A 23,474-nucleotide genomic window follows, 5' to 3' on the forward strand; every position below is an offset into this window, starting at 1 on the left:
TTTATTCGTCTGACAGCTGTTTCTTTTTCGTCTGACAATTGTCAGACGAAAGAACAACAATTGTCAGACGAATAAATCTATGTATGATGAATATTAAATCATCGCATATTACCAATTAAATCTTAGAAGAACTAAGATTAGTTCATTCCTGCCTTGTTTTACTCCAATTCAACTACTGATTCGCATAAATCAGTGTCTGAATACTATAGGATTACGATGCCTGATTTTATATCTGTTCCGTCCTTCTATCAGCGAATAGGCGTCATTCCCATCTTCTTTGCCCGTTCCAGCATGAAAGCATGAGCCGCCTCATATTCATTCGGAATCACTCCATCCAAGATTGCATCTTTGATAGCACTCTTCAAGACTCCGACCTCACGACAAGGTTCCAAGCCGAAAATCTCCATAATTTCTTCTCCGCTCACAGGTGGCTGGAAATTACGGACACGGTCTTTCTCTTCCAAATCCTTCAGTTTCTGTCGAACCAACTGGAAGTTATTCAGGAAACGCTGTTTACGTTCCATATTCTTGGAAGTAATATCCGCTTCACAAAGCATCATCAAGTCGTCAATGTCATCACCCGCTTCGAAGAGCAGACGGCGTACAGCCGAGTCTGTCACCACATCATCTGCGATAACGATCGGGCGCATGTGCAGGCTGACCAGCTTTTGTACATACTTCATCTTCTCATTCATCGGCAACTTCATCTTGCGGAAGATATGCGGAATCATCTTTTCACCGATAAAGTTATGATTATGGAACGTCCATCCCGCTTTAGGCTCCCAACGTTTCGTGGCAGGTTTGGCAATGTCGTGCAACAAAGCAGCCCAACGCAGCCAAAGGTTATCAGTCTTCTTGCTGATATTATCCAGCACTTCCAACGTATGATAAAAATTATCCTTATGGGAACGTCCGTTCCGTGTTTCCACACCCTGCAAGGCGGCAAATTCCGGAAAAATCAACGACAGCAAACCGCTACGCTCCAAATCAATAAATCCTTTTGAGGGGATTGGAGAAAGAATAATCTTATTCAATTCGTCCGCAATACGTTCACGGGATATAATTTCAATCCGTTCCTTATTCCGGCAAAGCGATTCGAAAGTATCATCGTCAATGTAAAAACCCAATTGCGTAGCAAAACGGATGCAACGCATCATGCGCAAGGGATCATCGCTGAAAGTAATATCCGGGTCGAGGGGAGTGCGGATTGTCTTTTCCTTCATATCCTCCAAACCTCCAAACGGATCTACCAATTCACCAAAACGTGCTTTATTGAGACATACGGCCAGAGCATTGATCGTGAAATCGCGACGATTCTGATCGTCTTCCAGCGTGCCGTCTTCAACAATAGGTTTACGCGAATCCCGTTGATAAGATTCTTTACGTGCACCAACAAACTCTACTTCCGTGCCTCTATATTTTACTTGTGCTGTTCCGAAATTCTTGAAAACAGAAACATGAGCACCACGTCCCAACTGTTTTCCAAGGGCTTCCGCCATTGCAATTCCACTTCCTACAACTACTACATCTATATCTTTAGAGGGACGTTGCAGAAAAATATCACGAACATAACCACCTACCACATAACACTCCATACCGAGTGTATCAGCCGTTTCGGCTATCTGTCCGAAGATGGGTTCGCTAAAATGCTGCTTCAATTCCTCTTGAGTCAACTCTATCATTCTTTTTAGTTATAAGTTTTGAGGGGACAAAATTACAAAAATAAGGGATATATTTGTATTTTTGCCGCTAATAAAACCAGTAAATAGAATTTGTGATGAAAAAACTGATTATCCTCTTTTGTGGTACGCTGGCATTAGCTGCCTGCGGAAATGGCCTTGAGAAAAAAGCCAATGAAAAACTGATGGTTGCCAAGGCTGCCTACGAACGTGGCGACTATGAAGAAGCTAAGTTACAAATTGACAGTATCAAGATTCTCTATCCCAAAGCGTTCGAAGCACGTAAGGCGGGACAGGCACTGATGCTCGATGTTGAAACAAAAGCACAACAAAAAACGCTTGCTTACCTGGATAGCGCCTTTCAGGCAAAGACAGAAGAATTCAATGCCATCAAGGACAAATTCAAACTAGAAAAAGATGCCGAATATCAACAAGTCGGCAACTACCTCTGGCCTACACAGACCATTGAAAAAAATATGCACCGTTCGTACCTCCGCTTCCAAGTGAACGAGCAAGGTATAATGAGTATGACTTCCATCTACTGTGGTGCCGGCAATATTCACCATACAAAAGTGAAAGTGATTGCTCCTGACGGCAGTTTTGCAGAAACTCCAAGCTCCAAAGACAGCTACGAGACAACGGATATGAACGAGAAAATAGAAAAAGCTGACTACAAACTAGGGGAAGACGGAAATGTGATCGAATTCCTGAATCTCAATAAAGACAAAAATATCCGTGTGGAATATATAGGCGACCGCACTTATAAAACGACAATGAGTCCAACCGACCGCCAGGCCGCAGCAGGTGTTTACGAATTAGCACAAATCCTCTCGGCCATGGAACAGATTAAAAAAGAACAAGAGGAAGCCAACCTGAAAATCGGATTCATCAATAAGAAGAAAGAACGGAAAGCACAGGAAGAAATTACCGATTAGTAAAAGGAAAGCCATCCACCAGAAAAAGCCATTGGTTAATAATAAAATAGACGGGAATAGTTGTTATTTTTCATAAACGACAACTATTCCCGTCAAATGCATAATGAGACTCTTAATCCTCTGCGTGAGAGAAAAGGCGTTTCCTGGTAGGGAGAAAAGGCGTAGTCTGCCATCATCAAACGGCGTAGCCTGATAACCAAAAACGGCGTGGTCTACACGCCTTTATTTTATCCTTCTATTCAACTGATTATTAGCCTTTTCCTGCTTTGATTTTCCGACCCGTTTTCCGGTCGTCTTCTTTTTACCGACTGCAGACTTTGTCTTTCCGGCAAAAGGATTGTTACTTTTTTTGATTGGCATAGACAGCACTTATATAAACAGTACTTATTTCTTATAATTCTTATTCTCCTTCGTAATACTCACCCAAAAACCAGCGAGCCACAAAATCCCAGTTTTCCTGCAATAACTCCTTTCCGTTCTCAAACGGGAACTGTGCTTCCGGCAACAAATCGTGTTCCATTCCATATTTCAGCAGATCGAACGGACACAAACCTTCTTCACAAAACAGCTCGTATGCTTCCTCTTCAGCCAGTTCGGCATTGTAGAGCGGATTACGTTTGTCTGCAAAATATTCGGCTACATCAGGACCGATCAACAACCCTTTCGGATTGGCAAAAACCACAAAGTTACCGAACTCCTTTAAGTCAGGCAACAAAGAATCCTCTTCATCTTCCCACTTCAACGATTGCACAAAGAAATATTTCAGCGCTTCGTAAGAGTCAAAGTATAAAAGCGGTTCACCTTTGCTCGCTTCAAGGAAACGTTCTACGTTCGTAGGCATCTTTTCTCCCGGCAAAGCTACCGGCAGAGGCATCCGCTTCTTTTGCATCAGCTCCGTTTCCATCAGCCAGTCCGTTGCCAGATAATCGCTGATAGGAGCCAATTCGAACGCAGCATCCAAACGGTTGTAAAGCGTATCCGCAAACTCCAGCAAATCCGCATCCATCGGGTTCTCTACTCCATCAAAATCATCGCCAACCGGAGAATTGATGGCCCACAAAAGGAAAACAATATCTTCACGGTTAATTTCGTCCGGCAAATATTCCTCCGTCAGTGCGTAAAAAGGCAAATAACGTCCGTAGCTTTTCCGGTGCCAATGAATAAACTGACGCCAATTTCCTCCGTCTGCTACGCAATCTTCCAAATACAAGGCACACGTCAAAGCCACTCGCTTCTGGTCTTCCTCCCACTCTCTCCCACCGTATATAAAAGAATCTGCCACCAACGGCAATAGCTGGTTAGCGAAATCCAGATACCATTCATCCGTATCCACTGCTTTTGCACGACCATGAGCGTCCAGCCATGCTTTCATATATATCTTCTGTTGCTTCATACTACAAACGTTTCAAAGCCAGTTTGATAACCTTTTCTACCGGAGCATCCGGCTCCTCCTTCAAGATAGCCAACACCACCTTCTGTGAAGGTGCAGCAGCAAAGCCTAGCATCGTCAATGCAGACACCGCCTCTTCCTGCACTTCCGCATTGGCAGGTTGCAACAACAAACCTGCGGAAGCCCCTCCGGCAGCAGACATACCCATTGTTTTTATCTTATCTTTCAGGTCGACAATCACGCGTTGCGCAGTCTTCAGCCCGATGCCTTTCACCGTTTTCAACATGTTCGCATTTTCGGTACTGATTACGTTCACCAGTTCGGCAGGCGAGAGAGCCGAAAGAATCATACGAGCCGTGTTCCCCCCGATTCCGGAAACGGAAATCAATAATAGGAAAATCTCCCGTTCCTGTTTCTCGGCAAATCCGTAGAGCACATACGCATCTTCACGAATCGCCTCGTAAATATATAGCTTACAACTTTTCTTTCCCTGAATAGCCGAATAGGTATTCAAAGATATATTGGCGGCATATCCCACCCCGTTACAGTCGATCACCGCGGTTGCCGGACTTAGTTCGGCAAGTTCGCCTCTAATATATTCTATCATAACAGGGACAAAGATAAAACTTTCTCACCACAGATTACACTGATTTTCACAGATTATTCTTTTGTACATTAGATATGAAGAATATGAAAAAAATAAAAATATTAAAGCAGATGAACCAAAGTTAGTAGTAATTTGTTTACTTTTGCAAGCAAAAGAAAGAAATTTGTTCATTAAAACCAAGAAAAGAATGAAAAAAGTAAGAGCTGCCATCGTTGGTTATGGCAACATTGGACATTATGTACTTGAAGCGCTTCAGGCGACACCTGATTTCGAAATAGCCGGAGTCGTTCGTCGTGCAGGAGCAGAGAACAAACCGGAAGAGTTAGCAAACTACGCAGTAGTGAAGGACATAAAAGAGCTGGGAGAAGTAGACGTAGCTATTCTTTGCACGCCGACCCGCAGCGTAGAAAAATATGCAAAAGAATATCTGGCGATGGGTATTAACACGGTAGACAGTTTCGATATCCACACCGGTATCGTAGACCTGCGCCGTACCTTGAATGCTACCGCCAAAGAACATAAAGCCGTATCGATCATCTCTGCCGGATGGGATCCGGGAAGCGATTCCATCGTACGCACCATGCTGGAAGCAATTGCTCCGAAAGGCATCACCTACACCAACTTCGGTCCCGGTATGAGCATGGGACACACAGTAGCCGTAAAAGCGATTGACGGAGTGAAAGCTGCCCTTTCCATGACCATTCCGACCGGCACGGGAATCCACCGCCGCATGGTATACATCGAACTGAAAGACGGATATAAATTCGAAGAAGTAGCCGCTGCCATCAAAGCAGATCCTTACTTCGTGAACGATGAAACACACGTAAAACTCGTTCCGAGTGTAGACGCCCTGCTGGACATGGGTCATGGTGTAAATCTGACTCGCAAAGGTGTATCCGGCAAAACACAGAACCAGTTGTTCGAATTTAATATGCGTATCAACAACCCCGCACTGACCGCACAAGTACTGGTATGCGTGGCACGCGCTTCCATGAAGCAACAACCGGGATGCTACACGATGGTAGAAGTTCCCGTTATCGACCTTCTCCCCGGCGACCGCGAGGAATGGATCGGACATTTGGTATAATATATTTTATATATAAAACAAAATTAAAATAGAGAAAGGTGATACACCTTTCTCTATTTTTTTTATCTTTGTGAACATACTACAAAAACACAATTATGAGAAAACTATTTATTCTCTGCGCATTTCTGTTACAATTTCTGTCGCCTGTCCACTCGCAACAAGCCACAACAGCCACCATAGAGCCCAATCTAAAGTACGGAAAACCTTCCAAAGAAGAACTATCTCTCACCTCCTATGCCCCCGACACCACCGCCACGGCTATTTATCTTTTCCATCAGGGACAAAGTGACTTCGTCTACCACGACGGTTTTCAACTGACTACCGAGCATTGGGTACGCATCAAAATCCTGAAACCGCAAGGAGTGTCATACGCCGACGTGTCCGTTCCCTACTACTCTCCCACCGATAGGGACGAAGGGCAGGAAAGAGCCAGCGACATAGAAGGCTGCTCCTACAATATGGAAAACGGGAAATGTATAAAAACGTCCATGAAGCGGGAATCCATCTCTTTCGAGCGGATCAACAACCTGTATAAAATGCTAAAATTCTCTCTGCCCGCTGTCAAAGAAGGCACTGTCATCGAATATCACTACAAACTCTACTCCGACTATTTTTCACACATCGACAACTGGATGATGCAGGAAGAACTCCCGATGCTCTACAACCAGTATAAGATCACCATCCCGCATGTGTTTATCTATAACATCGAATTGCGGGGAAAGGACTACATACAAGTGAAACAAAGAGACTCCTCCATCCATGCCACGGAACGTGAGGGAGGCAGTGTAGGCGGAGTCAGCAAAGACTTCACCGTTTCGGCACAGGAAACCACCTTTACCTCACGCAACCTTCCGGCTATCCGTCAGGACGAACCCTACTGCTGGTGCCCGGAAGACTACAAGGTGCAAGTAAGTTTCGACCTGCAAGGTACGCAATTTACCCCCAACGAATACAAGCCATACAGCCAGAAATGGGAAGATGTAGACAATCAACTGTTGAAACCGGAAAATACACAGTTCGGCAAATACCTTTCCTTCACCAACCCATTCCGCCCGGAAACGAAACAGGCATACAACAGCGAAATGAGTTTCGAAGAGAAAATTATCTGCGCCTTTCAGATACTCAAAAAGAAAATGGCATGGAACGGACGCTATCAGCTCTACAGCAAGGAACTCGAAAAGGTGATTCCCAAAGGAAACGGCAGCAACGCCGACCTGAATTTCATCCTTATCAGCATTCTGAAAGACTTCGGGCTGGAAGCCTATCCGGTAGTTTTGAGCCGACGTTCGTCGGGCATGCTGCCTTACAACTTCCCTTCCCTGCAAAAACTGAATACGTTCATTGTCGCCATCTACGACATAAACAAACAGAAATACGTCTTTTTAGACGGCTCCATGGACGTGCCCGCTCTCAATATACTTCCACTCGAACTGTCTGTAAACAAAGCGCGTATCCTCTCCCCGAAAGTGAAAGAAGAAAAGAAATGGGTGAACGTAATGGCTCTTGCCGACAACAAAAGTTTTATGAAGATTGAGGCCCGCATGGAAGGAAACCAAGTGAAAGGACATCGCAGCACCATTCTCTACGGACAGGAAGCCGTAGAATATCAGGCAAACGAGAAGCACAAACAAGACAGTATCGTTTCGACCCCCGAAAGCAATGCCAGCCAGAAAAACAAACTCACCGTCACCAACCTGAAAGTGAAAAAGCAGGAAAATGACTGGGCACTGATAGAAGAAGAATTCGACTTCGTCCTGCAAACCGACCAGACGGACAGCCACCTCTATATTAACCCGATGCTCTTTCCGCAACTAAAAAGCAATCCTTTTATCCAGACGGAACGAGTGCTTCCCATTGAATTTCCTTATCCGTACAAGTTTACAATGCTGACTACACTGACTCTCCCCGAAGGATACGAAGTGGAAGAAACGCCCCAGCCACAAGTCATCCGGACACAAGGAGACGGCTTGCAGTGCAAATATATGATTCAGAGACAGAGAAATACAATCTCACTTAATTATATTTTCTACTTGAAAGAACCTATATTCCTCACCGAACAATACAAACAACTGCAGGAACCATGGACCAAAGTGATCGAGAAAAACAACGCACTCATCGTGCTCAAGAAACTATAGAATCATCACAACTTAAAAACTCCAAAATCATGATGAAAACACTGTTAACCTTCGTTTTCTTACTACTGGGGTGGCAAAGCTCTGCCCAGCAAACAGACACAAACACCATCACCCCCAGCCTAAAATACGGCAAACCATCGGAGGAAGAGCTGAACATGACTGCGTATGCCCCGGACACAGCCGCCACAGCCGTAGTGCTCTATTCAAAGAATACCGCCCGCTACGACCTGATTAACAACGAATTCCGGCTTGTGTACACATACGAAACAAAAATCAAGATACTCAAATCCGAAGGTACGTCTTATGCCGACATCAACATTCCATTTTACTCCAACGCGAACAGTGGAATCATGAAGGAGAATGTCGGTCAGATTGACGCCTCGGCCTACAATATGGAAAATGGGAAAATAGTGCGTACCAAAATGAAACGTGACCTGATTTTCAATGAGCGACTCAACAAAACTTATGAACAGGTCAAATTTTCGATACCTGCCGTCCGCGAAGGAACCGTATTCGAATACAAATATCAGATCAATTCCGACTTTTATTACAGCATCAACCATTGGGAAGCTCAAAGAGATATCCCCGTACTCCTGGCACAATACGACATCACGATTCCGGAATATTTCGAATTCAACCTCGACATGAGAGGATCACATACCTTAAATCCGAAAGATCAGTCGGAAAGCATATCTTTCCACCTGCAATATCAGAATGGGCAGATCGAAAAAATCGATTGTACGGGACGCCATCTAAGTTTCACCGGCAAACAATTACCCGCTCTCCGCCCGGACAGCTACGTATGGTGTGCAGACGATTACAGGAGCGGCGTCAACTTCGAACTGCGGGGGATCAGCTTCCCCGGAGCACTCTACAAATCATTTACGCACACCTGGACGGAAATTGACAAAATGCTGATGGAGGACGAAGATTTCGGTTCGCCACTCAAAATGCGCAACCCGTACCGGGACGAAATGGCGACACTGGCTCTCGACAAGCTCTCCGACCGACAGGACAAGATTGCGGCCATCTACACGTTCCTCAAAAGCAAAATTTCGTGGAACGGGCAATACGCCCTCTACGGCAGCGAAGTGAAAAAGGCTGTCAAAAACGGCACAGGAAGCAATGCGGATATCAACTTTGCGTTAATGAGTATGTTGCGTGACGCTCAAATTCCCTGTTATCCGGTAGTCATGAGTCGTAAAAACCTGGGAATCCTTCCCCTTAGCCATCCTTCTATCCAGAAGCTCAATACCTTTATTGTCGGCATAGCCGACACCGACAGCACTTTTGTGTTCCTCGACGGTTCCGTGACCAACGGATTCATGAATATCCTGCCACCGGTATTGATGGTAAACCGCGCACGCCTCATCAATGGCATAGGCCAAGACAACTGGATAGACTTGAGCAAGCTCGGGAAAAACCAGATACGTTCATCCGTCAAAGCTCAAATTCATCCTGACGGAAAGATCACCGGCAACCGCCAATCGGGCTACGTCGGACAATACGCCTCCGGTTTCCGCAGCCGTTACCATGCAGCCAAAGACAGCACGGAGTTTATCAACAAACTGGAAACGGAAGAAAACATCAAGATAACCAAGTTCACTACGGAAGGAGTGAACATCTTCTCACCCAAAGTGACGGAAAGTTTCGAGTTTGAGAAACAGGCAACCGTAAACGATCATCTGATTTACGTCAACCCATTGATTTTCATGCATGTCAGCAAGTGTCCGTTTATCCAGGTAGAACGACGACTGCCACTGGAAATGCCTTACACCGAACAGCTCATGCTGGTGGTCAACCTGACACTTCCCGAAGGATATGCCGTAGACGAACTGCCACAGTCGATGAATCTGCAAACGGAAGACAGGCAAGGATTCTGCCGATACAACATCCAGCAAAAAAATAACACAATCACCGTCACTTACTCATTCGCTTTCAACAAACTACTTCATCTCATCGACGAATACAAAGGAGTGAAAGCGTTCTGGGAAATGATTGCCGAGAAAAACAACGAGATTTTAGTACTCAAGAAAATATAAACTTTACCTATTTATAAAATGATTCGTTCCAGCCACCCCATCCTGAAACAAAGGATATGCCGGGCATTCGGTCTGTCCTGTGCCATTCTTTACCTAAGTCTGCACATACAGCCGGCATGTGCACAGGATATTCTCAAGGATGCCAATTCCATCATCGTGGAAGCACGCACAGAGGTTCTCTGCAAATCCATGACTCAATCCATAGAAAAAGAAAGCCTGACAATCAGCGTCCTCAACCGTAAAGGATTGGAGGCAGCCCGTTTCTTCTGCGGATGTGACATGTTCCGTTCTTTGCAGAAATTCTCCGGAGAAATCCTTAATGCCACCGGACAAAGTGTACGTAAGATAAAGAAATCCGAACTACAGAAAAGTGAATACAGCTCTTCGCTTACCACGGACGATTATTTTTATTATTACGAATGTAATTATCCTTCTTTCCCTTTCACAGTGAAATACGAATGGGAAATGAAATGCAACAACGGACTGATCGGTTATCTCCCTTTTGTCCCGCAGGCAGAATTTAACCAGGGAGTGGAGAAAGCGACTTACCGGATCGAGCTGCCCGCAGGACAAGGATGCAGATACCGCGAACTGAACACGCAGGGAAAAGGAATCGAAGTGAAGGAGTCCACCGGAGCCGACGGGCAGCAAGTGATCGAAGCCACCGCTTCCAAGCTCTCTCCCATCATCAAAGAACCTTTCGGTCCGGATTTCGCCAAGCTATTTCCACGTGTCTACTTTGCTCCCTCCGCTTTCAAGTACGACAAGTCGGAAGGCGATATGAGCAGCTGGCAAAAGTACGGAGAATGGCAATACCAACTGCTCGACGGACGCGACCTGCTCACCGAACCTTTCCGCGCCAAGCTGCACGAACTGACAGCCAGCTGCACTACCGACCGGGACAAGGTGAAAGCAATCTACGATTATCTGGCCAAAACCACCCGTTACGTGAGCATCCAACTAGGCATCGGAGGTTTACAGCCCATTGCCGCCGCCGATGTTTGTCGCACGGGATTCGGCGACTGTAAAGGATTGTCCAATTACACCCGCGCCATGCTGAAAGAGTTGGGAATTGCTTCCACTTATACAGTCATCAGCACCACCAACGAGCGTTTGCTACCAGACTTCTCCAGTGCCAACCAGATGAATCACGTCATCCTGCAAGTTCCGCTTCCCCAAGATACGCTCTGGCTGGAATGTACAAATCCATCGCTTCCCTTCGGCTATGTCCACCAAGACATTGCGGGACACGATGCCTTACTCATCGAACCGACCGGCGGCCAGATGTATCGCCTGCCCACCTATCCCGACTCGCTGCACACACAGCACATCGTTGCCAACATCACCCTCTCCCCCACAGCCGAGGCACGGATAGAGGTGAACGAAATCTCCCGGATTTTCCAATATGAGAATGAAGCAGGCATCGTCTATCTGGAGCCCAACAAACAAAAAGACCGCATCCGTTCAAGCATCAACTTATCCCAAGCCGATATTCAGAACCTGCAAATCAGCGAGTGCAAGGAGGCCAATCCGTCTATCACCTTCGACTACACTGCCACCAGCAATCAATACGGGCATAAAACGGGCAACCGTCTGTTTATCCCCACCAATGTGTTCCGAAAAGAATTCAGTGTTCCTCCTGTGACGAAGCGCACCTATCCCATTTACATCAACTACGGATACACAGATGCCGACAGCATCCGCATCCAACTGCCGGAAGGATATGTAATCGAAGGACTTCCGAAACCGCTTGACGTGAAAAGCAAGTTCGGCAGTTTCCATTCCGGTATTCAGGTGAAAGATAAGGAAATCTACATCACTCACCGATTGTTTATGTGCAAAGGGGTTTACAGTCCGGATGAATATGCGGCATTCATTGATTTCCGCAAGCAAGTGGCAGGACAATATGGAGGAAAAATCATTTTAAAAAAAGAATAAGGAGGGAAACGCTTTACGGAAAATAAAGTATCTTTGCGACTCAACATTTTTTGTGACTTAACCATTCAAAAAAAGGAACATTGAAGAACAAACGATACAATAATATAGAAGAATGGGCAAATACCCTTAGTCACGGAGCAGGTATCCTGCTTGGAATCGTGGCCGGATATTTCCTATTGGAAAAGGCTTCCGAGAATATGGAACCGCAGTGGGCAGTTGCTTGTGTATCCGTCTATCTGGCGGGGATGCTTTCCTCTTATATCAGTTCTACGTGGTATCACGGCAGCCGTCCGGGAAAACTGAAAGAGTTGCTCCGCAAATTCGATCATGGAGCTATCTACCTGCACATCGCGGGCACCTACACTCCTTTCACGCTACTTGTCCTGCGGCATGCCGGAGGATGGGGATGGGGAATCTTCGCTTTCGTCTGGCTGTCGGCTATTGCCGGTTTCATTCTTAGCTTCAAAAAGCTGAAAGAACACAGCAACCTCGAAACGGCCTGTTATGTGGGTATGGGTGCGTGCATATTAGTGGCCATGAAACCTTTGCTGGATCATCTGGGAGAACTGGGAGCCACTACTGCTTTCTGGTGGCTGATCGGCGGTGGAGTCTCATACATCGTGGGAGCTGTCTTTTATTCATTGCGCAAACCGTATATGCATGCCACTTTCCATTTGTTTTGCCTGGGAGGCAGCATCGGACATATCATTGCAATCTGGCTGATTCTGTAAGGAATGGTAGGGACAAAAAAAAGGCTATCTATCCCAGACAGCCAATCTTTGTTAACCTTAAATCTAATACTATGAAAAACACAGTACAAAGATACGGACTTTTCGGTCATCTCCAAATTTTCAGGCCAAAGCAGCCCAACTTATAACACGGTTTAATAAAAAGCAGAGGTTCGTTAACGTTTAACGCAACAAAGTTAAAAATTAACGAATCGTTTATTAACTATTTAAACAATCAGATCACCTGAATTTGAAACGAACAAACAAACAGATTCACAAATTCGTTATATAGAAAAGAGGAACTTAAAACGAAAACGATTTAGAACGCAAATTTATGGATTGGAAAAATCACCTGATAAAACACCTGCAATGGTCGGACTCCATCATCAACCGGGAGGCAAAAGAACACGTAGCCCGTGAAATTGCCGCCACGGCAAAAGACGGAGATGTGATAGGAGCCGGCTCCGGCTCTACAGTCTACCTGACTCTGTTCGAACTCTCACGACGAATTCGTGAAGAGCACTTGCATATCGAAGTGATTCCCGCCTCACAAGAAATCTCGATGACCTGCATACAGCTAGGCATCCCCCAAACTACCCTCTGGAACCAACGGCCCGACTGGACATTCGACGGAGCAGACGAAGTAGATCCGCAACAGAACTTGATTAAGGGACGTGGCGGAGCGATGTTCAAAGAGAAACTACTGATTAGAAGCAGCCGCAAAACGTTCATCATCATCGACCCCAGCAAGCGTGTAAATCAGTTGGGAAGCAAATTTCCCATCCCTGTAGAGGTCTTTCCGGACTCACTGACTTATGTAGAGCATGAGTTGCAGCGACTGGGTGCCTCGGAGATTGTTCTTCGTCCCGCTCGTGGCAAAGACGGACCTATCTTTACAGAAAACGGCAACTTTATCCTCGACACCCGTTTCAACGACATCGATTCTTCGCTCGAAGAACGACTGAAGGCAATCACTGGTGTTATAGAGAGCGGACTTTTCATAGGTTATGACATCAAAGTGATCGTGGCGGAATAAAATAACACAAGCTGAAAATCCCATTTTGTAGAGACGTAAATTTGATTTGTTCTAATGCAAATTAAATAGTATGGCTTTACCTTTATTTTAGTTAGTAGAACTAGGTTATCTGACACCCGGGTGTCAGACAACTTATACTTGCAGTCTTTTGCATTCTTCTTTACTATCACTCATAATTTCAATCACTATTAGATTGTAACATTTAACTCATACCTCCAAAACACGAATATTAAAAACGCCTAGATAAAGAAAAACACCGGGAAATTTATTAAAAATTTGGGTAGAATATTAATCCCTTCTCAAAAATCAATGAGAAGCAAAGACTACTAAATTGATAAGAATTGATAAAGGAAGTTTCAATAAAAGAAACCGGAAGAATAGGTTAATTTTTAAAATCCGAAACAAAAACATTGAAAAACAACAAGATAGGAGAAAAAAAGCAGAAGGAAAGGAGGAAAGAAAAATCAATAAGTCTTAGCAGAACTTGGTACATTCGTGATTGTAAACTTACCGTCAATATCAGTGATAGTACCAAGGGTAGTGCCATTCACCAATATTGAAGCACCTACGACAGGTTGCCCATCTTCTTCAGAGGTAACCAAACCGGTAACTCTGGATGTTTGCGCTGTCACTAGACCTATACCTATAAAAAGGAAGGTCATTAAGAACATCAATTTTCTTTTCATAAATTCTCTCTTAAATTTAACCTATAAACAGATTTTTTGTCTCTAACAGGTTGCAAAGATAACACTAATTATGACAAACCGAAAAAAGTGTTACGTATTTAACTAAAAAGTATCGTTTTGAAAGCAAGAAGTATTCAAAAACTGATAGGTTAAAATAACACCTTTCCAATTTAGCATATTTTAAAAGATAATTTCTATCATAAAGATAGCACCAAAATCAGGCTTTTCAAGGAAAAGTGAACATTATTGCCTCCAAAACGGTATCTTTTTATCATTTTGCACCTTCAAAAGGGTTAAAGAACTATTAACAATGATAAAGGCAGAAACTTCTACATACCAAGTTCTGCTAAAACTTTGCGCGTTTCTTATGTAGGAATGATTTCGCAGGACGTTTCCATCAAACCGGGAGTGATAAAAGTTGTTTTGAAAAGCGACGCGAAAGCACTGGATGAGGTTGTGGTGACAGCCATGGGTATCTCACGCGAGAAAAAAGCACTGGGTTACGCCGTTCAGGACGTAAAATCGGATCAACTGACGCAAGCTGCCAACTCTAATCTGGCGGGAGCGTTGCAAGGTAAGGTGTCCGGTTTGGACGTGAAGCCTTCAAGTGGTATGCCGGGAGCTTCTTCACAGATCACTATCCGTGGTGCACGTTCTTTCTCGGGTGACAACACTCCGCTTTACGTTATTGACGGAATGCCGGTGACCAGTACGCCGGATGTTAGCACAGACATTCAGAACAATGGTAGTGTGAGCGGAGCGGACTTCGCCAACCGTGCGGTAGATATCGACCCTAATGATATTGAAAGTATCAACATTTTGAAAGGACAGGCTGCTTCTGCACTTTATGGTATCCGTGCTTCCAATGGTGTGATTATCATCACAACCAAGAGTGGTAAAGGACTGGAAAAAGGCAAACCGCAGGTTAGCTTCTCTTCTAATGTCAGCTTCGATGTAGTCGGTCGTCTGCCGGAGTTCCAGAAAACATACGCACAAGGTTCGGGTGGGGTATTCAGTGCCACTTCGGGAACTTCTTGGGGACCTAAGATTTCGGAACTTCCCAACGATGCAACGTATGGAGGTAACACGGATAACGAATACACGCAGAAGTTCGGTAAGCAACAGGGAAAATATTATGTTCCCCAGCGTGCAGCAGCCGGTCTTGACCCGTGGGCTACTCCACAGGCATATGACAATGCAAAAGACTTCTTCGACACAGGAATCACCTGGAGCAATTCATTGAATGTAGCGCAGATGCTCGACAAAAGCTCCTACTCTATCTCATTGGGAAATACACATCAGGACGGTATTATCTCAAGCACTGGTATGGACAGATATAATGTAAAGGTTAGTGCTGACACGAAACTGACTAACAACTGGAGTTCCGGATTTACAGCTAACTATATCACTACTTCTATCGACAAGGCAGTGACTTCCGGTAACGGTCTGTTGAGAACGGTTTACGCAGCTCCTCCCAGCTATGATCTGGCCGGTATTCCAAGTCACGTAGACGGTAACCCGTACACACAGAATTCTTTCCGTGGTAGCTTTGACAACGCTTACTGGGCGATGGAAAACAACAAATTTACGGAAGATACCAACCGCTTCTTCGGAAATGTGTATGCAAGCTATCAGACTGATTTCGGCACAACGAACCACAAGTTGAACGCGAAATACATGGTTGGTGTGGATGCTTACACCACTCACTATGTAGACAGCTACGGATATGGTAGCAACACCGGTGGCGGTCGCGGACAGATCGAGAACTACGGCTGGACAAATGCTACATACAACTCATTGCTGACCATCAACTACGACTGGCATATCAATGAAGACTGGGGACTGAACGCGGTAGTGGGTAACGAAATTATCCAAAGCAACAGAAAGAAGTATTATGAATATGGTACGAACTACAACTTCCCGGGATGGAACCACATCAACAACGCCACTACTCAACAGACAGAGGAAGAGACATGGAAAAACCGTACGGTGGGATTCTTCGGTAACGTATCGGCTTCTTACAGAAATATGCTTTATCTGACCCTCACCGGACGTCAGGACTATGTATCCAATATGCCACGTAACAACCGCTCTTTCTTCTATCCTTCTATTTCGGCTGGTTTTATCCTGACGGAATTAGATGCATTGAAAAACAATATAGTTAATCACGCCAAATTGAGAGTATCGTATGCGGAAGTAGGACAAGCAGGTGATTTCCTTGAAAACTACTACTCTACTCCTACGTATGGAGGTGGATTCTATACGTTAACTCCAATCATGTACCCGATGAAAGGTACTACCGCCTATACTCCGTACTACACGATTTTCGACCCGAAACTGAAACCGCAGAATACACGTTCGTATGAAGTGGGCGCTGACGTGAACTTCCTCGATAACTTAATCACATTCAGTTATACGTACTCACGCCAGAACGTTAAAGACCAGATTTTTGAAGTGCCTTTGGCTTCTTCTACCGGTGCTAGCAAACTGCTCACCAACGGTGGTAAGATTCATACCAACACGCATGAATTCACTCTTGGCTTCAATCCAATCCGGACGAAGAATATCAACTGGGATTTTGCATTCAACTGGACGAAGATCGACAACTACGTAGATGAACTGGCACCGGGTGTGGAGAATATCTCTCTGGGAGGATACGTTACTCCGCAGGTACGCGCTTCAGCAGGTGAGAAATTCCCTGTCATCTACGGTGTAGGCTTCAAGAGAGATGCGAATGGTAATCGTCTGGTAGACGAAAACGGTTTACCTATCGCTGGTGAAGCACAGGTTATCGGTAAGGTTTCTCCGGACTTCCTGATGGGCTTCAACACCACATTACGCTTATGGAAGTGTACAATCAGCGCAGTGCTCGATTGGAAACAGGGTGGTCAGATGTATAGTAGGACAACCGGACTGGCAGACTACTATGGTGTCAGCAAGAGAACGGAAAACCGTGATGGTACTATCATCTTTGACGGCTACAAAACTGATGGAACTAAAAACGATATCGCCATCACAGGTGCAAACGCACAACAGGTATATTACAGCCGTTTGAACGACATCGACGAATCTTCTGTATATGACAACTCTTTCATCAAACTGCGTGAAGTGGCTGTCAACTACAAAATTCTTCAAAAACGTTCGATTGAACTTTCTGTAAACGCATTTGCCAGAAACATTCTGATCTGGGCACAATTGCCTGACCTCGATCCGGAAGCCAGTCAGGGTAACAACAACATGGCAGGAGCATTTGAAGATTATTCAATGCCGCAAACAGCTAGTTTCGGCTTTGGTTTCAACATTAAATTTTAATCTGCAAGACAATGAAAAAATATAAATCAATAGGAAAATTGCTGGCAGTTTCTTTCTTGACTGCTACCATTGCTTCTGCTTGTACGGAAGACGCAATGGATAAAATCAATGAAAACCCTAACAATCCGTTGGATGCGCCCGCTAAGTTCTTAATTACGGACTTAGGCGTAAGTACTGCATTCAGCACTGTAGGAGGGGATTTCTCGCTCTATTCTTCTGTTTACATAGAACATGAAACGGGTATATCCAACCAGCTTTACCGCGCGGAAGTACGCAGCGGAGAGCCCACAACGGCTACTACCTACAACAATGCATGGATCAACGTGTACTCAAATATCAAGAATGCTAAAATCGTTATCAAGAAATGCGAAGAAGATCCTTCGGAAAAAGGAAACGTAGTGACGGAAGCGATTGCTAAAATCCTGCTCGCCTACAATGGAGCTGTGGCAGCCGATGTGTTTGGAAACACACCGTATAGCCAGACAGGTATCCTCAATCCGGACGGTACACCGATGTATATGCAACCTAAAATGGATACACAGGAAAGTATCTATCAGGAAGTAATGCAGAACCTGGATGATGCCATCACTCTACTGAATAACGGTACTGCCAAAGATACAGGCTTATCCGGTGCAGTCGGTTCTAAAGACTTGATCTATGGTTCAAACACCAGTACACAGGCAAGTATGTGGCTTAAAACGGCCTATGCGTTAAAAGCACGTTATACAATGCGTCTGCTCAATAAAAGTGCCAACAAGACTACAGATCTTCAGAATATTCTTACTTATGTGAGCAAATCATTTGCCAACGCAAGTGAAGAATGTAAGTTGGCCGTTTACGATGCTGATTCGCAATTGAATCCGCTTTGGTCCTTCAGCTACAGCCGCAACAGTTTAGCAGCTAGTGCAAGTCTGATTGAAAAGTTCGTTGAGCGCAATGACCCCAGAGCACCGCAAGCGTTCCTGGAACCTGATCCTACCGGATATATCACTTATGGATACGGAGCTACGCAAGCTACGGACATCGCAGGCATCAAAGCGGCTCCTAACGGAACTCCGCAAGAGTTGCAGAATAATTATGGTATGTCGATGATATCATGGGCTATGTCGGCTCCTACTCTTTTAATCAGCTATCACGAAGTGAAATTCCTTGAAGCAGAAGCATTGTGCCGTTTGGGAGGCAGACTGGGCGAAGCTAAGACTGCTTTGAAAGATGCAGTCACTGCCGGATTCGAGAATCTGGGAAATTCAATTATAGATGCTGCAGACACTTGGATATATGATGGTGACAGCGATTTGGGTGCAGATGTGGCAGAAGCCTATTTCACGGATGAAGTGGAACGGTTATTCGATGCCAACCCTCTGCAAGAGACAATGATACAGAAGTATCTTGCTTTCTTCGGCGCATCCGGCGAATCACTGGAAGCCTATAATGACTACCGCCGTCTGAAAGGTGCAGGAGAAAACTTCATTGTACTGAAAAACCCGCAGAACAGCAGTAAATTCCCATTGCGCTTCGGTTATGGAGCAGACGATGTATTGGCAAATCCTGAAGTGAAAGCTGCTTTCGGTGATGGACAGTACGTATATAGCGAGGCCGTATGGTGGGCTGGCGGAAACAAATAATGAACTTAAAATCTCTCAAAGGAGAGACTTTACATAGAGTCGTTTCTGTACTCTAACAAATTAACAGAGACGAACAAAAATAGGCCAACCGTGAGGTTCGCCTATTTTATTTTATCCAAATGCATTAGATGAAGTTAGAGTAATACCATTTTTCTACCCAATCATACTTCTTTTCCATGCTTTTACGTTTTTAACGCTTAAGCACTTTTTTAATAGACTAAAAAAATCTCGTAAGAATCAATCTTACCACTGCAAATCGGGTAAATATTTACTCAACGTAGTGCGGAGAATACCCAAGGTGATAGGTTTCACTAATACTTCAGTTGCTCCTGCATTCATTGCATTTTCCTTATCCGAGCTAAAAGCATAAGCCGTCTGCATGATAATAGGAATTTCTGTGTTAGATTCACGAATTATCTTCGTTGCTTCCAATCCGTTCATCACCGGCATCTTAATATCCATTAGCATTGCTTTGGCTCTTTGCTGGTGTTGCTGAAACAACTCCACCATTTCCTGGCCATTTTTAGCCCACTCGATATCACACTTTTTGCCTATGATAGCCTTGATTAATTTAAAGTTGCTGTCATCGTCTTCAGCTACCAAAATTAAAGGTCTGAATTCATTCATTTGTTCGCTTTCCATATCGCTTATATATTGTTTTTTTTATCTGTTTTTTTAGAGCTATCTTCCTTTTCAGCCCGCAAGGTATAAAAAATATTCATATATTTCGCTATCTTTGCGCCTCAATTTAAAAGAATAGTATGATTTCTGTTGACGGACTAGCCGTAGAGTTTGGCGGCACTGCTTTATTTAGTGATATTTCTTTCGTAATTAATGAAAAAGACCGCATCGCTCTGATGGGCAAAAACGGGGCTGGAAAAAGTACGCTGCTGAAGATTTTGGCAGGCGCACGGCAACCGACACGTGGAAAAGTTTCCGCACCCAAAGATTGCGTAGTAGCATACCTGCCTCAACATCTGATGACGGAAGACGGAAGAACAGTGTTTGGCGAAACGGCACAGGCTTTTTCACATCTTCATGAGATGGAAGCGCAGATCGAAAAGTTGAACAAGGAGCTTGAAACACGGACGGACTACGAGAGCGACAGTTACATGGCGCTGATCGAGGAAGTGTCCAGCTTGAGCGAGAAGTTTTATTCAATCGATGCTACTAATTATGAAGAGGATGTGGAAAAGGCATTGCTTGGATTAGGATTCACCCGAGGAGATTTCCAACGCCAGACGAGTGATTTCAGCGGTGGATGGCGAATGCGTATCGAACTCGCCAAATTGCTGTTGCAGAAACCGGATGTGCTCTTGCTCGATGAGCCGACGAATCATCTGGATATCGAATCTATTCAATGGCTGGAGGATTTTCTTATTAATAATGGGAAAGCGGTCATTGTAATTAGTCACGACCGTAAATTCGTGGATAATATTACAACACGCACCATCGAAGTAACGATGGGACGTATCTATGATTACAAGGTAAATTACTCGCAATATTTGCAGCTGCGCAAGGACCGCCGCGAACAGCAACAGAAGGCTTATGACGAGCAGCAGAAGTTTATTGCTGAAACGAAGGAGTTTATCGAACGGTTCAAGGGGACTTATTCAAAGACGTTGCAGGTGCAGAGCCGTGTCAAAATGCTGGAGAAGCTGGAATTACTCGAAGTGGACGAGGAGGATACTTCTGCATTGCGACTGAAATTCCCGCCTTCACCCCGTTCGGGCAGTTACCCGGTCATCATGGAGGGTGTTGGAAAGACATACGGAGACAAAGTGGTATTCCGCAATGCTAATCTGACGATTGAGCGTGGTGATAAGGTAGCTTTCGTTGGTAAGAACGGTGAGGGTAAGTCTACGCTCGTGAAGTGTATCATGAAGGAGATTGAGCATGACGGTACATTGACTCTCGGACATAATGTGCAAATTGGATATTTCGCTCAAAATCAGGCTTCGCTGATGGATGAAAACCTGACGGTTTTCCAAACGATTGACGATGTAGCCAAAGGGGATATCCGGAACAAGATTCGTGATTTGCTGGGGGCGTTTATGTTTGGCGGTCCCGAGGAATCGATGAAAAAGGTCAAAGTGCTTTCGGGTGGAGAGCGTACCCGTCTGGCTATGATTAAATTATTGCTGGAACCTGTCAACCTCCTGATTTTAGATGAGCCGACGAATCATCTGGACATGAAAACGAAAGATATTCTGAAACAGGCATTGCTGGATTTTGATGGTACGCTGATCGTCGTTTCACACGACCGTGACTTCCTCGACGGGCTGGTTACCAAGGTGTATGAGTTCGGTAATCAAAAGGTGACGGAACATCTTTGCGGTATCTATGAGTTCCTCGAAAAGAAGAAAATGGATTCGTTGCAAGAACTGGAAAAGAAATAATAAATAATAAAAAGAGGGTATCGGCTACAGGCGAAATAAAAGTATTTGTATATTTGCACTTTGAAGCTCTGAAAAGCGGATAACCTCTAAAAGAAAGGATGAAAGGGAAGAAACGAATTATAGTAACTCTGCTGTTTTTTATCAACATTATTATGTTGGTGGCAGCGGTTATTCCCCATCATCATCACCCCAACGGAATGATTTGCATGAAGCAGGACTTGCCTGTAGAACAGCAATGTCCCACGCATCATCATCACCCGGGAAACGACTCATGTTGCAGCAGCGAATGTATGACTCGTTTCTACTCTCCCACTCCATCCATACATACGGATAGCGGACCGGATTACGTATTCATCGCTACCTTATTCACGGATGTAATCATCGAACATTTATTACGACCGCAAGAGAAACGGATTAAAAACTATTGCGTTTACCGAGACTCTCTGCATGGTACGGACACTCATCGTACCACTTCTCTTCGTGCCCCTCCCTACTCTGTTTTTGCGTAAAAGCGTAAATGCAAATCAGTTGCATCTACGCTACCTTATCTTTGTAGCGTAAAAAGAAAACAGTAAAATTTAGTAGGAAAATATCATTATGAAAAAACTTATTTTCGTGGGAATCCTGGGCTTATTCGTGCTGGGATCCTGTAATAATAGTACCGTCACACACACACACGATGAACACGATCATGCCGCGGAAGGACATAATCACGAGGCAGAAGGACCCGATCATTCCCATGAAAGCGAATGTAGCGGAGAACACAATCATGAAGCAGCCGATGAACACAACGAAGCTGCCGAAGCCCACAGTGATGAAATCATTCTTCCGAAAGCGAAAGCTGAAGCAGCCGGTGTAAAGGTGAGCGTTATTGAACCTGCACCTTTCCAGCAAGTGATTAAAACCAGCGGACAGGTGCTGGCTGCTCAAGGGGATGAATCGGTTGCCGTAGCTACAGTAGCCGGCGTGGTATCTTTCCGTGGAAAAGTAACGGAAGGAATGAGCGTCGGCAGCGGCACTCCGCTAGTCACTATTTCTTCAAAGAATATCGCCGATGGTGATCCGGTGCAACGTGCCCGCATTGCCTACGAGGTATCCAAGAAGGAATACGAACGTATGAAGGAGCTTGTTAAAAACAAGATCGTATCCGACAAGGATTTTGCACAAGCGGAGCAAAGTTACGAAAACGCCCGTCTTAGTTACGAAGCTCTTTCCAAGAATCATTCGGCTATCGGCCAAAGCATTACGGCTCCTATTGCCGGATATGTGAAAAGTATTCTCGTGAAAGAAGGTGACTATGTGACAATCGGACAACCGCTGGTAAGCGTGACGCAGAACCGTCGTCTTTTCCTCCGTGCCGAAGTGTCGGAAAAGTATTACCCGTATCTCCGCACCATCAGTTCCGCCAATTTCCAGACTCCTTATAATAATCAGGTGTACGAGTTGAAAGCATTGAACGGTAAACTTCTCTCTTTCGGAAAAGCTGCCGGAGACAATTCTTTTTATGTGCCTGTCACTTTTGAGTTCGACAACAAAGGGGAAGTGATTCCCGGCTCATTTGTGGAGGTATTCCTGCTTTCTTCAGCAATGGAAAACGTGATTTCTCTTCCGCGCACCGCGCTGACAGAGGAACAAGGCATATTCTTCATATATCTGCAACTGGACGAAGAGGGTTATAAAAAACAGGAAGTAACGATAGGAGCCGACAACGGCAAAAGCGTTCAAATCCTGACTGGTGTAAAGGCTGGCGACCGTGTAGTGACCGAGGGTGCTTATCAGGTTCGACTGGCAAGCGCAAGCAATGCAATCCCGGCACACAGCCACGAACACTAAAGAGACTAGGCGTCGCAACCGTTTTTTTGTGCGGCGCATCTA

17 protein-coding genes are annotated in these 23,474 nt (G+C 44.9%); 12 read left to right on the plus strand and 5 right to left on the minus strand.

All coding sequences use genetic code 11. From position 1 onward, the window contains the following. Positions 1-248 precede the first annotated feature (248 nt). On the minus strand, positions 249-1,682 hold the full coding sequence (locus NQ505_RS25490) for a CCA tRNA nucleotidyltransferase (protein WP_004321787.1): 1,434 nt from the start codon (positions 1,680-1,682) through the stop codon (positions 249-251). Between the two features lie 95 nt (positions 1,683-1,777). On the opposite strand from NQ505_RS25490, the gene NQ505_RS25495 reads away from it, so the two are divergent. Then, on the plus strand, positions 1,778-2,614 hold the full coding sequence (locus NQ505_RS25495) for a hypothetical protein (protein ID WP_004297988.1): 837 nt from the start codon (positions 1,778-1,780) through the stop codon (positions 2,612-2,614). 400 nt (positions 2,615-3,014) lie between these two features. On the opposite strand, the gene NQ505_RS25500 is transcribed toward NQ505_RS25495, so the two are convergent. Further along, positions 3,015-4,007, minus strand: coding sequence for a DUF3843 family protein (locus NQ505_RS25500; RefSeq protein ID WP_008998782.1), 993 nt, complete (start codon positions 4,005-4,007; stop codon positions 3,015-3,017). A gap of 1 nt (position 4,008) precedes the next feature. Continuing rightward, positions 4,009-4,611 carry a Holliday junction branch migration protein RuvA gene (gene ruvA, locus NQ505_RS25505; RefSeq protein ID WP_004306823.1) on the minus strand — a complete coding sequence of 201 codons (603 nt, stop codon included), beginning with the start codon at positions 4,609-4,611 and terminating at the stop codon, positions 4,009-4,011. Positions 4,612-4,798: 187 nt separating this feature from the next. On the opposite strand from ruvA, the gene NQ505_RS25510 reads away from it, so the two are divergent. From NQ505_RS25510 to rpiA, 6 genes are all read left to right on the plus strand, one after another. After that, on the plus strand, positions 4,799-5,698 hold the full coding sequence (locus tag NQ505_RS25510) for a diaminopimelate dehydrogenase (protein WP_008998783.1): 900 nt from the start codon (positions 4,799-4,801) through the stop codon (positions 5,696-5,698). Positions 5,699-5,793: 95 nt separating this feature from the next. After that, on the plus strand, positions 5,794-7,833 hold the full coding sequence (locus NQ505_RS25515; RefSeq protein ID WP_008998784.1) for a DUF3857 domain-containing protein: 2,040 nt from the start codon (positions 5,794-5,796) through the stop codon (positions 7,831-7,833). A gap of 29 nt (positions 7,834-7,862) precedes the next feature. After that, on the plus strand, positions 7,863-9,875 hold the full coding sequence (locus tag NQ505_RS25520) for a DUF3857 domain-containing protein (RefSeq protein WP_008998785.1): 2,013 nt from the start codon (positions 7,863-7,865) through the stop codon (positions 9,873-9,875). Positions 9,876-9,893: 18 nt separating this feature from the next. After that, a complete protein-coding gene (locus NQ505_RS25525) occupies positions 9,894-11,813 on the plus strand; it encodes a transglutaminase domain-containing protein (RefSeq protein WP_008998786.1) in 1,920 nt (639 codons plus the stop codon). Between the two features lie 80 nt (positions 11,814-11,893). Continuing rightward, complete coding sequence (gene trhA, locus NQ505_RS25530; RefSeq protein ID WP_008998787.1) at positions 11,894-12,544, plus strand: PAQR family membrane homeostasis protein TrhA; 651 nt, start codon at positions 11,894-11,896, stop codon at positions 12,542-12,544. 331 nt (positions 12,545-12,875) lie between these two features. Next, positions 12,876-13,577 carry a ribose 5-phosphate isomerase A gene (gene rpiA / locus NQ505_RS25535; protein WP_008998788.1) on the plus strand — a complete coding sequence of 234 codons (702 nt, stop codon included), beginning with the start codon at positions 12,876-12,878 and terminating at the stop codon, positions 13,575-13,577. Between the two features lie 464 nt (positions 13,578-14,041). Here rpiA and NQ505_RS25540 read toward each other — a convergent pair whose 3' ends face one another. After that, positions 14,042-14,263, minus strand: a complete 222-nt coding sequence (locus NQ505_RS25540; protein ID WP_004297975.1) for a carboxypeptidase-like regulatory domain-containing protein — start codon at positions 14,261-14,263, stop codon at positions 14,042-14,044. A gap of 333 nt (positions 14,264-14,596) precedes the next feature. Here NQ505_RS25540 and NQ505_RS25545 point away from each other — a divergent pair, with 333 nt between their 5' ends. Then, complete coding sequence (locus NQ505_RS25545; RefSeq protein WP_255344630.1) at positions 14,597-17,575, plus strand: SusC/RagA family TonB-linked outer membrane protein; 2,979 nt, start codon at positions 14,597-14,599, stop codon at positions 17,573-17,575. Between the two features lie 11 nt (positions 17,576-17,586). Further along, positions 17,587-19,200, plus strand: a complete 1,614-nt coding sequence (locus NQ505_RS25550) for a SusD/RagB family nutrient-binding outer membrane lipoprotein (protein ID WP_008998789.1) — start codon at positions 17,587-17,589, stop codon at positions 19,198-19,200. A gap of 243 nt (positions 19,201-19,443) precedes the next feature. Here the strand turns inward: NQ505_RS25550 and NQ505_RS25555 are convergent, their stop codons facing one another. Continuing rightward, positions 19,444-19,842 carry a response regulator gene (locus NQ505_RS25555; RefSeq protein WP_004297972.1) on the minus strand — a complete coding sequence of 133 codons (399 nt, stop codon included), beginning with the start codon at positions 19,840-19,842 and terminating at the stop codon, positions 19,444-19,446. Positions 19,843-19,961: 119 nt separating this feature from the next. Here NQ505_RS25555 and NQ505_RS25560 point away from each other — a divergent pair, with 119 nt between their 5' ends. The 3 genes from NQ505_RS25560 (at position 19,962) to NQ505_RS25570 (ending at position 23,432) form a co-directional block, all read left to right on the plus strand. After that, positions 19,962-21,599 (plus strand): ABC-F family ATP-binding cassette domain-containing protein, encoded by a 1,638-nt coding sequence (locus tag NQ505_RS25560; RefSeq protein WP_004311684.1) that lies wholly within the window; start codon positions 19,962-19,964, stop codon positions 21,597-21,599. A 98-nt stretch (positions 21,600-21,697) separates the two neighbouring features. Then, complete coding sequence (locus NQ505_RS25565; RefSeq protein ID WP_008998790.1) at positions 21,698-22,108, plus strand: DUF6769 family protein; 411 nt, start codon at positions 21,698-21,700, stop codon at positions 22,106-22,108. Positions 22,109-22,196: 88 nt separating this feature from the next. After that, positions 22,197-23,432, plus strand: a complete 1,236-nt coding sequence (locus NQ505_RS25570) for an efflux RND transporter periplasmic adaptor subunit (RefSeq protein ID WP_008998791.1) — start codon at positions 22,197-22,199, stop codon at positions 23,430-23,432. Positions 23,433-23,474 lie beyond the last annotated feature (42 nt).

It is taken from the genome of Bacteroides sp. D2, assembly GCF_025147085.1.
Lineage (GTDB): Bacteria > Bacteroidota > Bacteroidia > Bacteroidales > Bacteroidaceae > Bacteroides.